Source organism: Streptomyces sp. cf386 (genome assembly GCF_900103585.1).
Lineage (GTDB): Bacteria > Actinomycetota > Actinomycetes > Streptomycetales > Streptomycetaceae > Streptomyces.
This window is the reverse complement of sequence record NZ_FNHV01000015.1, coordinates 60,866-73,053: the sequence shown is the minus strand read 5'-3', so window position 1 is coordinate 73,053 and position 12,188 is coordinate 60,866. Positions and strand designations below refer to the sequence as shown.

General features: G+C 71.5%; 9 protein-coding genes. 3 read left to right on the top strand and 6 right to left on the bottom strand.

Annotation, left to right across the window (positions count from 1 at the left end; all coding sequences use genetic code 11):
* The first annotated feature begins 131 nt into the window (after window positions 1-131).
* Window positions 132-425 (top strand): hypothetical protein, encoded by a 294-nt coding sequence (locus tag BLU79_RS32945; protein WP_093909642.1) that lies wholly within the window; start codon window positions 132-134, stop codon window positions 423-425.
* A 328-nt stretch (window positions 426-753) separates the two neighbouring features.
* On the opposite strand, the gene BLU79_RS32935 is transcribed toward BLU79_RS32945, so the two are convergent.
* The 3 genes from BLU79_RS32935 to BLU79_RS32925 all read right to left on the bottom strand — a co-directional run bounded on the left by BLU79_RS32935 (window position 754) and on the right by BLU79_RS32925 (window position 4,064).
* Window positions 754-2,037, bottom strand: coding sequence for an ATP-grasp domain-containing protein (locus BLU79_RS32935; RefSeq protein ID WP_093909641.1), 1,284 nt, complete (start codon window positions 2,035-2,037; stop codon window positions 754-756).
* Between the two features lie 3 nt (window positions 2,038-2,040).
* Complete coding sequence (locus tag BLU79_RS32930; RefSeq protein ID WP_093909640.1) at window positions 2,041-3,291, bottom strand: ATP-grasp domain-containing protein; 1,251 nt, start codon at window positions 3,289-3,291, stop codon at window positions 2,041-2,043.
* Window positions 3,292-3,590: 299 nt separating this feature from the next.
* On the bottom strand, window positions 3,591-4,064 hold the full coding sequence (locus BLU79_RS32925) for a DUF6174 domain-containing protein (RefSeq protein WP_093909639.1): 474 nt from the start codon (window positions 4,062-4,064) through the stop codon (window positions 3,591-3,593).
* Window positions 4,065-4,240: 176 nt separating this feature from the next.
* Here BLU79_RS32925 and BLU79_RS32920 point away from each other — a divergent pair, with 176 nt between their 5' ends.
* Window positions 4,241-5,011, top strand: coding sequence for a carbonic anhydrase (locus BLU79_RS32920; RefSeq protein WP_093909638.1), 771 nt, complete (start codon window positions 4,241-4,243; stop codon window positions 5,009-5,011).
* Here BLU79_RS32920 and BLU79_RS32915 read toward each other — a convergent pair.
* Entirely contained in the window at window positions 4,957-5,511 is a 555-nt protein-coding gene (locus BLU79_RS32915; protein WP_093909637.1) for a MarR family winged helix-turn-helix transcriptional regulator, read from the bottom strand. The genes BLU79_RS32920 and BLU79_RS32915 overlap by 55 nt on opposite strands.
* Window positions 5,512-5,633: 122 nt before the next feature.
* Here BLU79_RS32915 and BLU79_RS32910 point away from each other — a divergent pair, with 122 nt between their 5' ends.
* Entirely contained in the window at window positions 5,634-6,152 is a 519-nt protein-coding gene (locus tag BLU79_RS32910; RefSeq protein ID WP_093909636.1) for a YceI family protein, read from the top strand.
* Here the strand turns inward: BLU79_RS32910 and BLU79_RS32905 are convergent.
* Both BLU79_RS32905 and BLU79_RS32900 read right to left on the bottom strand, forming a co-directional pair.
* The gene (locus BLU79_RS32905) at window positions 6,130-7,833 is read right to left on the bottom strand and encodes a hypothetical protein (RefSeq protein WP_093909635.1); all 1,704 of its coding nucleotides are present in this window, start codon (window positions 7,831-7,833) and stop codon (window positions 6,130-6,132) included. The two genes, BLU79_RS32910 and BLU79_RS32905, sit on opposite strands and share 23 nt — an antisense overlap.
* A 129-nt stretch (window positions 7,834-7,962) precedes the next feature.
* The gene (locus tag BLU79_RS32900) at window positions 7,963-12,036 is read right to left on the bottom strand and encodes a bifunctional nitrate reductase/sulfite reductase flavoprotein subunit alpha (RefSeq protein WP_093909634.1); all 4,074 of its coding nucleotides are present in this window, start codon (window positions 12,034-12,036) and stop codon (window positions 7,963-7,965) included.
* Between the last annotated feature and the right edge of the window lie 152 nt (window positions 12,037-12,188).

Below are 12,188 nucleotides of genomic sequence, written 5' to 3'. Positions count from 1 at the left end.
CGAGGGTGAACCTGAGGCACAGTGATCCGGCGCGTCTGGGAATATATTGGGACTTTTCCCATTAATCTCTCCCTCACTGTACGAAGTCGATCTTCCGCGGATCGCACCCACCTCAGTCCATCGGAGAAGACATGCACAACCTTCGCAAGGCGGCAGTCCTGGTCGTCGCCCTCGGGAGCCTCGGACTCATGAGCGCCGGCACGGCCACCGCTCAGGGACTCGACGGCAAGGGCAAGGGCGGTGACAAGTTCAGCGTCCTGCAGAGCTCCAACTGCAAGTCGCACGACCTGAACGTCGACGTCCTCGGCCAGGTCGGCGTGCTCAACGGCGCGCTGGGCAACGCGCTCAACGGTGAGGGCATCGCGGGTGGGCAGGACGGCACCCACCTGGGCGCGGAGATGGGCTGCAACAGTAAGGCCTTCTAGGTTGTGCCGTGGAACGGGGCTTCTCGCCACGTCCCATGCCGTGATGATCGCGGTGTGGGACGTGGGGATCCCGGGTGAGCGCAGGCCCGTGTGGCACCGCGGTCGCCTGTTGCGCAGGTCGGCGGGCCGTCCGCATGTCGACGGAGGCTGATCGACGGGACCCGCCGGCGGGAGCGGACCGGCGCCGCACGGCGGGACCCACCGGTGGAGTACGGGCCGTGGCAGACGGTCCATGGGGTCCCGCCGACGGCAGCGCACCCCGCGGAAACCAGGCAGGGGCCCGACCCATGACAGTGGGTCGGGCCCCTGCCTGGTTGTGCCGTCCGCGTCATGGGGTGAGCAGGGCCCGGGTCTTGTCGAGGATTTCCGCGCGCGGCCAGCCCGTCGTCCGGTGCAGCTCCTGAAGGTGCTTGACGGTCTGTCGCTCGTCCCCTTCGGCGAGGGTGAACACGACGATGTCGCCGTGACTGGTGTCGTCGATCACCAACTCATGGGCGGTGATGACACCCAGACGAGCCATCAGCTCCGCGCGGACCGGGTCCGGCAGGCGCTCGGGGGACAGGAACTCGATGGCCCATCCCGTACGGCGGACAGGAGCGGGGACGTAGCCGCCGCGAGCCATGTCCGCCAGCGCGCTGAACGTGTTCGTGCCGGAGGCGGCGCAGGACAGGGTGGTGGCGCCGCCGATCCGTGGGTTGATCTCCAGGACCACGTACCGCGAACCGGTGTAGATCATGTCCACGTTGACGGACCCCTGGACGCCGAGGTCCTCGCACAGGGCGACCAGCCGGGCCGCGACGGGTGCGAAATCGGCGTCGGCCCGCGGTCGGGGCCCGCACCAGCGCAGGTCGGCGAAGGTGAACACGGGCTCGGTGCCCGCCGTGCCGGTCCAGCACACCGGCAGTACCCGGTACGCGCCGGGCTCGCCCACGATGTCCACGGAGCACAGCGCGCCGGCGACGCACTCCTCGATCACCGCCGACACCTCGGGCGGATCGGCGAGGTACGCCTCCAGGGCCGCGGCGTCGGGCAGGGCTCGGATCCCCATGCTGGTGGAGTCCCACAGCGGCTTGGACAGCAGCGGGTAGCCGATCCGGGTGGCCGATGCGCGCAGGGCGTCCGCGTAGGCGGGAACGGCCACGCCGCGCCCGGCGAGCAGATCGGAGTCGACCTTGACGCCGCGCGGGGTGTCCAGACCCGCGCGGACGAGGAGTTGCTTGGTCTCCCACTTGTCGCACAGGGCCAGGGTCGACGGGAGCGGAGTCATGACCGTGGGGATGCCCTGGGCGTCGAGGAGTTCCTTGACCGTCGCGTCCCGCAGGGCGTTCTCGCAGGGCAGGGAGATCGAGACGGCGGCGTCCGCGCCCCACTCCGCGACCTCCCGGGCCAGGTCGGCGGGGGTGACGGCGGGGTCGAGGCGGCGGCGCGGGCCGGGGAAGTCCCTGTCGTCCGCCGTGCCGTGGGTGTGGAACAGGCAGCTCTCGACGCCGAGTTCGGCCAGGTCGCGGACGCACCGCTGGATGTACGGGTCGGCGCGCCGGATCTCCACGGACCGCAGGAACGCGATCTTCCGCACGGTTTTGCGTACGGGCTTCCGCACGGGGTTGCGCACGGCTCACCTCACCTTCACTCGGGTGCCGGCGATCACCTGCGCGGCAAGACGGCGGGCATCGTCGACGGACGCGGCACGCGCCACGACATGGCCGATCCGGCCGGCGCTGTCGGCCGGTTCGGGCACCCGCTGCCCGGGACGGATGTGGAGCCGGCTGTGGGTGCCGGGCACATCGGGGATGACGACGTCCTCCAGCACCCCCGCCCGGTCGGGCAGCAGGAAGCGCACCGTGGCAGCCGCGTCCCGGGTCGGCGTGGTGTCCGGCATCCGGCCGGTCAAGGCCCGCAGATAGGCGGCAGCCTCGCTGACGCCCGTCGCGGCCTCGACGATCTCGCAGATGTTGTCCCCGGGCAGCCGGGCCCCGGTCTCGATGACGATCGGCTCGCCGCCCGGAAGGATCTTCACCTCGGTGTGGGCGATGCCGTTGCGCACCCCGACGGCGAGCGCGGCGCGCGCAGCGGCCTCCTGGATCGCCCGCACCGTGCGCGCGTCGAGCCCGGCGGGGCAGGAGTGCCCGGTCTCCACCCGATACCGGCCCGCCGTGGTGTCCTTGCGGACCACGGGCAGCGGGAACGGCACACCCTCGTGCACGACGGTGTCGGCGGAGAACTCCTCACCGGGCACATAGCTCTGCAACAGCACCCGCGCGTCCAGCGGCAGACCGTGCGGCTCGGCGTGAGTGACGAGCGCGGCGGCGGCCACCGCGGCGTCGAGCCCGTCCGGTCCGTCCACCACGCTCACACCCCAGGAACCGCCCTGCTCGGCCGGTTTGACGACGAGCGGCCAGCCCAGCCGGCCGGAGGCGGCGACCTGATGGGCCTGCTCGGCGCTCGTGACCACCGCTTCCGCCGGGGCCGCCACGCCCGCCGCCCGGAACGCCTCCGCCATGGCGATCTTGTTGCGGGCGGCCCTGGCGCGCAGCGGGTCGTTGCCCGGCAGCCCGAGGCGCGCGGCGAGCAGGGCCGCCAGCGGGGTCAGCAACTCCCAGCAGACCGCGACACCCGCGATGCGATGCGCGTGGCAGAACTTCTCCATGTCGTCCAACGCGCGTGCGGTGTCGGCCAGTTCGGTCAGACACACCCCGGCGAGGGCGCGGGTCAGCCACGGCTCGTAGCCGGCGTGGACCCGCTCGTCGGTGGCCGCGTACAGCCGTATGCCCGACCGGGCGGCCGCCTCCACGAGGAAGGGGCCCGCGTTGCCCATGGGCTCGATCACCATCACGCCGGTCACGTCCGGCTCGTCGTTGCTGTCCACGCGCCCAGTGGATCGGTCCCGGGGGCGCACCGTCCATCGGGCCGTTCTCCGAAAACAACTCGCCGATGGCGGCGACGAGTTGGCCGAAGCCACAACGGTCCCGGAACATCACCGATGCGGTTGCCGTGAGCACTACGAGCCGGCCTTCCGGCTCACTGGTCCACCGGTCGGGCGGTGGCTCACCACGGCCCCGAGCGGCAGCTGACCGAGATGCTCGGCGTCGCGATGGCCGCCCACATGGAGGTGCGACCCGGCGCCTGAAGGAGGCCCTGGAGCGGCGCGAGGACGCCTGAGGGCCGTCAGGCCCCGGTCGGCTCGTCGGCCTCGTAGGCGCTGATGACGTAGAGCGCCTCGTCGTCGATCGCGTTCTCCTCCCAGTCCAGGGAGATCCACGCCGGACGCCCGTCGGCCGCGTACTCCGCCTCGGCCTTGTCCGCGTCGTCCCGCCGCGCCTGCTCCAGTTCATCGAGGAGTTCCCCGATGGTGGGCACCGCGTCGGGCACGTCCTCGGCCACGCGCCGGCCGCTGTCGTCCAGGCCCACCGCCTCGACCACGGCGCCGTCGCGGACCGTGATCCGGAAGGTGCCGAGCAACGTCCGCTCCCCTTCGGCCGATCGGAGCGTGTAGGTGTACGAGGCGGGCTCCTGCCAGGTGGCCCCGCTGCGCGCCGACGCGCTCTGCGATTCGGTGCCGCAGGCGGCGACCGCGCAGAGCAGCCCTGTGATCAGTGCGGCCCTGAACACGGTACGGGCGGTGAGAGTTACGGCGGTCATGGCGGTGGTCCCTTCCCGAGCGGCTGCTGCTACGACGCCGCTCGCCCACGGAACGTTCAGCGATTTGGACGAGCCCTTCTCGTGCGCTGCATCAGCCCTGTACGGGCGTTAACCGCTGCTTCGCAACAGTGGAAACACCCGCCCCAGCAGGGCGAATTGCAGAAGGGAAGAGTGCCATGGGCAGTGTCTCGCGACCGCAGCGCCGAGCGATTCTCACCGGAGGGCTCGTGGCCTCCGCGGCCGTGATCACCGGCTGTTCGGCGAAGGCGAACGGCAATTCGGGTTCGAAGGCGACGGTCGTGGGCGCGGCGGCGACTCCGTCACCGTCCGCCGGCCCGTCCCCCACCACACCCCGGGCCGCGTACGGTCGGCTGCTGGAGGGCAACAAGCGCTGGGTGGCCGGTGCGCTCCAGCGCCCCAACCAGGGTGTCGACCGGCGTGAGTCCGTCGCCGCGGAGCAGGACCCGTACGGCGTCATAGTGTCCTGCATCGACTCCCGGGTGCCTCCGGAGATGGTGTTCGACACCGGGCTGGGCGACCTGTTCGTGATACGCACGGGCGGCCAGGTGGTCGCCCCGGTCGTCACCGGTTCCGTCGAGTACGGTCCCGTGACGTCCGGGACCCCGCTGATCCTCGTGCTCGGACACCAGAACTGCGGTGCGGTCAAGGCGGCGTACAAGGCACTGAAGGACCGCAAGCCACTGCCGGGCAACCTGCAGTCGATCGTCGAAACGCTGCGCCCGGCGTACGAGGCGATATCCAAGGCGAAGCACGCCGACCCCGTCGACGCCATGATCCGCGTCCACGCCCAGCAGACCGCCGCCGGGCTGCGGAGAAGCGCCAATCTCGCCCCGCTGGTGAAGAAGGGCGACCTGGCCGTCGTCAGCGCCTACTACTCGCTCGACACGGGCCAGGTGGAGGTCCTCACCGGAGCGCCCTCCGCCTGACGCGGTGTCTCCCCGGCGAGATCCGGCAGCAGATGGCACAGCGCCTCCCGCTGTTCCGCCCCGACGAAGCGAGCGAGGGCCGCCTTGACCGTCTCGCCGAGGGCCTCGGAAGCCTCCGTCAGCAGCCGGCGGGCCTTCTCCGTGAGGGCGACCTCGACGCCCCGCTTGTCGCCGCACACCGACTTGCGGGTGACGAGACCGGCGTGCTGAAGGCAGGCGATCTGGTAGGTGAGCCGGGTCTTGGGGCGGCCGAGGAGCTCCGCGATCCGGGTCATGCGCAGGCTGCCCGCCGGGGGCTGCTCGGCCAGCAGGCACAGGATGAGGAACTCGTCGTGGGAGACGTCCAGCCGCTCCTTGACTACGGTCCGCAGCTGCTGCTCCACGGCCCCCGTCGCGGCCAGCAGCAGCATCCAGCCGCGCAGCTCGGCGGGGAGTAGTCCGCCACCTTGGGCGGAGGGGCATTCGAGCTGGTCGGCGGGGTGTTCATCGGCGGCGGACATGGCTCGATTCTACCTGTCGTTCATTTTTGGACGAGGCACCCTCGGAATGGTTGTCCATATTTGGATTATGGGCTAGCGTGCAGTCATCCAAATTTGAACGACAAGGTCGCAGGAGAAGCATCATGACCGTCGCCGTCGAAACCGGGCTGTGGCAGCTCGACGCCACCGCCTCCACCGTCGCCGTCCGGCACCGGACGATGTGGGGCCTGGTCAACGTGAAGGGCACCTTCGCAGCCGTCACCGGCACCGGCGAGGTGCGCCCCGACGGCTCCGCCGTCGGCACGATCACCCTGGACGTCGCCTCCCTGGACACCCGCAACGCCAAGCGCGACGAGCATCTGCGCTCCGCCGACTTCTTCGACGTCGCGAACCACCCCGAGATCACCTTCTCGGTCCGCAGCGCCGAACTCCGGGACGGCGACAGCGTGCACGTCGTCGGTCAGCTCACCGCGCGCGGCGTCAGCCGCCCCAAGTCCCTCACCGCCCGCCTCGTCGGCGCGGACGCCGACGCGCTCACCCTGGACACCGAGTTCACCGTGGACCGCGAGCAGTTCGGCATGGGCTGGAACCAGCTCGGCATGATGCGCGGCCACGCCACGATCGCCGCCACGCTCCGCTTCACCCGGACCGCGGCAGCCTGACGTCGGCGCTCGACAGCGTCTGCGGTACGGCCGTGAAGGCCCGCAGCCGGATCCGCACGCCCGGACGGGGGAGGCGGAACCTCCCTGCGGGAGGCCGGAGTTCATAGCGCGCCGTGGCATGCGCGGCCAGCGTGGCCGGACCGCGTACGACCGTCCAGTACGCGTTCATGCCCTGGCCCGTGGTGAGCGTGAAGTGGGGCGCCAGAGCGGCGGCGTCCGTGTTGGTGACCTCGACCTCCAGGCGGGACACGGCGGCCCGCGTCGCCCACCGCACCGACGTCAGCCGCATGTCCAGCGGAGGCGTCCCGGTCGCCGCCCAGGCCACGCCCGCCAGGGCCGGGGCGAGCAGCAGCACGGCCACCGCGATCCGTGCCGGCCTCCCGGACAGCACCCGTACCCGCAGACGCGGCTGCCAGGCCTTGGCGAACTCCGACGCCGACGCGGTGACGGCCGCCGCCAGCCACAGTGGCGTCATCATCAGGTAGTAGCCGTCCTGCGACCGGGTCGCCACGAAGAACGCGCACCACGGCAGCACGGTCGCCGCGGGCCCCAACCGCCGCACGAACACCACGAACAGCGCCAGCAGCCCCGCCGCCAGCAGCATGCTCGCGTGGGAGTACCAGTCGAGCCGGTCGCTGCCGTCGGTGAAGTACAGCGAGATGCCGACCACACCCTGCCCGTGGATCACCGCGCCCTGCGTCAGCGGCAGCGCTATGCCCCGGATCCAGGTGCCCGGCTCACTGACGACGAAGTACGTGTTGATCAGCAGCCACACGACCCCGGCGACCCCGACGATCCGCGCCACCACCAGCGCCGCCGCCCGTGCGCCCAGCTCCCCGCGCCGCACGGCGTAGACCCCGGCCAGCAGGAACGGCACGACGAACCACGGCAGTTGCTGCGCCGCGCACGCCGCCCCCAGACACGCCGCCCGCGCCAGCCCGCCCGCCCCGAGCCGTCCGCGCCGCCCGATCCGCGGCCACCGCACCACCACCGGCACCAGCAGGGCCAGCGCCACGATCGCCGGATAGCCGAGGCGGGCGTACGACGGCAGGAAGCCGAAGCCGAGGCAGGTCATGGTCGCCGCCGACCGCCACGGCGTGGGCAGCATCCGCCACAGCGCGACGGTGCCGGCCAGCAGGGCGGCCGTGCTCACGACGGTCGCGGGCAGGGCCCCGTGCCCCAGCCACAGCAGGGGCGCGGTCAGCAGCGGGGCCAGGGGCGGATAGCCGTACGTGAAGTCGTAGCCGCCCGTGACCGTCGGGGTGAGCGCCACGCCGTGGCCGAACAGCCAGGGCCAGGGCTGCCCGTAGACGGGATGCCCGGCGACCAGCGCACGCGCGGCCTGCGTGGTGAGGATCGCCTCGTCGCTGCCGCGGTGGTTCATCGCCCATGCGCACAGCGCCAGCGTCACGGCGGTCACCAGGACGCACAGATCCAGCCGCGCCAACGACCTCGCCCGCCGCACGACCAGCGCCAGCACCCCGCACACCAGGATCGACACGTAGCACGCCGAGATGGCGGCGGCCACGACGAGACGGTGACTCGCCGCCTGCGTCCAGATCGCACGCGTCCCGATGAAGAGGCTGACGGCCGCGAGGAGGGTGAGGACGCGATGCCACTGGGCGGGGGGTTCCGTGTCCGGGACGGCGGGCGCCGGCGACTGTGTCCCCCGGGCCGGCATCACCGGCTGCTGTTCTGCCAACTGCACGCCACCGGACCGTAATCAGGCCTGGTGAGCGAGGTGCCGAGGGAGGTGAAGAGTCCGGTGTGAGGCGGGTGAGAAGAAGCTCCCCCGACTCCCCGGAACCGGTCAGTAGACGTCCCGCACGTACCGCTTCGCCGCCGCCAGCTGCTTCACGTACGCCGACGCCTCGACCTCCGCCAGCCCGCCGTGCGTGACCGCGATGTCCCGAAGGGCCTGGTCCACGTCCTTGGCCATGCGCGAGGCGTCGCCGCAGACGTAGAAGTGGGCGCCGTCCTGCAGCCAGCGCCACAGCTCCGGGCCGTGTTCGCGCATCCGGTCCTGGACGTACACCTTGTTGCGCTGGTCGCGGGAGAAGGCGGTGTCGAGGCGGGCGAGGGTGCCCTCGTCGAGCAGTTCGGTCAGCTCGTCCTCGTAGTAGAAGTCGCTGGTCCGGTGCTGCTCCCCGAAGAACAGCCAGTTGGGGGCCTTGTGCCCGAGCGCGCGCCGCTCCTGGAGGAAGCCGACGAACGGCGCGACACCGGTACCCGGGCCGACCATCACCATCGGCGTCGCGGCGTCCGCGGGCGGCCTGAAGTGCGGGGAGCGCTGCACGAAGACCGGTACCTCGGTGGCCGGCTCGGCGTCGGCGAGGAACGGTGAGCAGACGCCTCCGCGCGCCCGGCCGTGCAGGTTCTCGTACCGCACGACGGAGACCGTCAGCGAGACGCTGTGCGGGTCGACGAGCGGGCTGGACGATATGGAGTACAGACGCGGCTGGAGCTTCCTGAGCGCGCCGGCCCACTCCTCGGCGCCCGCCCGCACGGGGTGCTCCGCGATGACGTCCACGGCCTGCCGCCCCCAACTCCACTGCGCCAGGCGGTCCTTGTTGTCGGGGCGCAGCAGCCGCCGCAACTCCCGGTCGTCGCGGACGCGTTCGGCGACGAAGCGGAGCAGATCCGAGGTGATCTTCGTGATGTCGAGGTGCCGGTGCAGGGCCTCGGCGAAGGGGACCTCGCCAACGCCGTTCACTTCCACGGCGGTCGACCCGTCCGCGCCGGTCACCGCGAGCCATTCCTCCACCAGCGCGGTCGAGTTGACCGGTCGCACGCCGAGCGCGTCGCCCGTCTCGTACGTCAGCGGTGTCCCGCTCGTGTCGAAGGTGAAGCGCCGTACCTCCTTGCCCGCGCCGGGCAGGCTGAGCAGCCGGTTGCCGACGAGGCGGGCGGTCGTGGGGGCGGGCTTGGCGGGGCGCGCGCCGGGCCTGGACGTCGGCTCGGGCGCCGGTGCCGTCGTGGTCGCCGTTTCCGTGTCGGCCGCTTCCGGCTCCAGCGCGGTGAGCACCTGGTCCAGCCAGGCGCCCGCCGACGGCTCGTAGTCCGGTTCGCAGTCGGTGCGCGGCGCGAGCCGCACTGCCCCCAACTCGTCGAGGCGCGCGTCGAGCCGGCGCCCGTGCCCGCAGAAGTCGTCGTACGACGAGTCGCCGAAGGCGAGCACGGCGTACCGCACCCCGTCCAGCCGTGGAGCCCCCGTGTCGGACAGCGTGTCCCAGAAGCCCGACCCGTTGTCGGGCGCGTCACCGTCGCCGAACGTGCTGGTGATGAAGAGCAGGTCGGCCGCGCGGGCGAGAGCGAGGACATCGGCGTCCTCCATGCCGACCAGGGTGGCCCGGTGCCCCGCCGCGCCCAGCCGCTCGGCGGCGGCGGTGGCGAACTCCTCGGCGTTGCCGGTCTGCGAGGCCCACAGCACCACGACCTCACGAACTTCACGGCCATCACGCGTGACCGGTTCCGCTGCCGTACGGGAGTACATCCCGGCCAGCACGCCGTTGACCCACATCGCGTGCTCGGGGCTGAAGGGCGCGTCCGGCGGCAGGATGGGGATGCCGGGCGCGCCGGTCCGGATGCCGGCGAGGAAGCCGGTCAGATAGAGGCGTTCCTGGGCGGTCAGGACGGGTGGCGGGGCGGGTTCCAGACCGAAGGGATCGGCCGGGCCGGGGGTGACGGCGGTCGGCGTCAGCGCTTCCACCGGCACTTCCGGCGCCGGCGCCGGTACCGGAGCCGCCACCCTCGTCAGGGACACGGCACACACCTTGAACTCCGGCTGGAAGGAGATCGGGTCCACCGCGTCACTTGTCACCGCGTTGACGCTCAGATACTCCCCGAACAGGTCGTTCCAGTGGAACGGCGCGAAACAGCCCCCGGGCCGCACCCGATCCGTCACCACCGCCGGCAACACCGCCCGCCCCCGCCGCGAGGCGACCTCCACCCGGTCCCCGTCGGCGATCCCCAGCGCACCCGCGTCCTCGGGATGCACCTCCACGAACGGCCCCGGGTTCAGCTTGTTGAGCTTGGCGACCCGCCCGGTCTTGGTCAGCGTGTGCCACTGGTGCTGCACCCGCCCGGTGTTCAGCACGAAGGGGTAGTCGTCGTCCGGCATCTCGGCGGCCGGCATGTGCGGCCGCGCATGGAACGCGGCTCGCCCGCTCGCGGTCGGGAACCGCAGCCCGCCGTCGCCGTCGACGTACCGGATCGGATTGCGCTCGGGTCCGTCCACGTCGGCGGCCGGCCACTGCACGGGCGTGGCCCGCAGCCGCTCGTACGTCACCCCGCGCAGATCCCAGCCGGTCACCGGGTTCCACGCCCGCCGTATCTCTTCGAAGACGTCCTCGGCACTGTCGTACGAGAACCCCTTCTCGTACCCCATCGCACAGGCGACGGCCGCGATGATCCGCCAGTCCGCCATCGCCTCGCCCGGAGGGTCGGCCACCGGCGCGGTCAGGGTGAGATTGCGCTCGCTGTTGACGAAGACGCCCTCGCCCTCGGTCCACATGGCGCCGGGCAACACCACATCGGCGTAGGCGTTGGTCTCGGTCTCCCCGAAGACGTCCTGTGTGACGACGAACTCGGCGGCCTCGAGACCCTCGATGACCGTACGGCGGTTGGCGACCGAGGCCACTGGGTTGGTGCAGATGATCCAGCAGGCCTTGATCTCGCCGTCGGCCATCTTCTGGAACATCTCGACGGTGCCCTTGCCGACCCCGTCGGCGCGCAGGGTGTCCGGCGGCAGCTCCCACAGCTCCTCGACGAAGGCCCGCTCGGCCTCGACGGCGACCGACCGCTGCCCCGGCAGCCCCGGCCCCATGTACCCCATCTCACGCCCGCCCATGGCGTTGGGCTGCCCGGTGAGGGAGAAGGGCCCGGAGCCCGGACGGCAGATGGCCCCGGTCGCCAGATGCAGGTTGACCAGGGCGTTCGTGTTCCAGGTGCCGTGCGTGGACTGGTTGAGCCCCATCGTCCAGCAGCTCATCCACTCGCCGGCCTCGCCGATCAGCCGGGCGGCGGTGCGCAGGTCGTCCTCGTCGATGCCCGTGATCTCCGCCACGGCAGCGGGCGCGTAGTCGGCGAGGAACTCGGGCAGCGCCTCCCAGCCCTCGGTGTGGGCGGCGACGAAGTCGGGGTCGGTGTGGCCGTTCTCGACGAGGAGATGCAGCAGGCCGTTCAGGAGGGCGAGGTCGGTGCCCGGCTTGACCTGCAGGAACAGATCGGCCTTGGCGGCGGTGGCGGTGCGTCGCGGGTCGACCACGATGAGCTTCGCACCCGCCTTGACCCGCTCCATCATCCGCAGGAACAGAATGGGGTGGCAGTCGGCCATGTTCGAGCCGATGACCAGGAAGACGTCCGCCTTCTCGAAGTCGTCGTACGACCCGGGCGGCCCGTCCGCGCCGAGGGACAGCTTGTATCCCATACCGGCGCTCGCCATGCACAGCCGTGAGTTCGACTCGATCTGGTTCGTCCGCACGAACCCCTTGGCCAGCTTGTTGGACAGGTACTGGGCCTCCAGGCTCATCTGCCCGGAGACGTAGAAGGCGACCGCGTCCGGCCCGTGCTCGTCGATGATCGCGCGCAGCCTGCGGGCGGTCTCGGCGATGGCGTCCGCCATGGGGGCGGGCACCGGCTCCTCGCCCCGGTCGGCCCGCACCAGTGCGCTGGTCAGTCGCCCGGGTGCGGCCAGCATCTCGGCCGTCGTGGCGCCCTTCGTGCACAGCCGGCCCGCGTTCGCCGGGTGCGCCTTGTCACCGGAGGCCTTCAGGACCGTACGCCGCCCGTCGGGCCCCATCCCGACGTCCAGCAGGATTCCGCAGCCGACCCCGCAGTACGTGCAGACCGTCCGGACCTGAGTCGTGGAGGTGGTCGAGGTCACGTGCTGCCCTTCTCCGGCGGTCGGGGTGGTGCTTGAAGCGTACGAATTGCCCGTTACGTCGATGTCACATCCCTAGATCATGAGGAGTTACGTCGGCCACACAGCCCTCCACGGCGCGATGTGAGGGGCTTGTGGCGGTCGCGCATCGTGTC

Excerpts from the sequence above, each read along its gene's own strand:
- BLU79_RS32945 (WP_093909642.1), top strand. The coding sequence starts at position 132 with ATGCACAACCTTCGCAAGGCGGCAGTCCTGGTCGTCGCCCTCGGGAGC.
- BLU79_RS32925 (WP_093909639.1), bottom strand. The coding sequence starts at position 4,064 with ATGACCGCCGTAACTCTCACCGCCCGTACCGTGTTCAGGGCCGCACTG.
- BLU79_RS32920 (WP_093909638.1), top strand. The coding sequence starts at position 4,241 with ATGGGCAGTGTCTCGCGACCGCAGCGCCGAGCGATTCTCACCGGAGGG.
- BLU79_RS32915 (WP_093909637.1), bottom strand. The coding sequence starts at position 5,511 with ATGTCCGCCGCCGATGAACACCCCGCCGACCAGCTCGAATGCCCCTCC.
- BLU79_RS32910 (WP_093909636.1), top strand. The coding sequence starts at position 5,634 with ATGACCGTCGCCGTCGAAACCGGGCTGTGGCAGCTCGACGCCACCGCC.
- BLU79_RS32905 (WP_093909635.1), bottom strand. The coding sequence starts at position 7,833 with ATGCCGGCCCGGGGGACACAGTCGCCGGCGCCCGCCGTCCCGGACACG.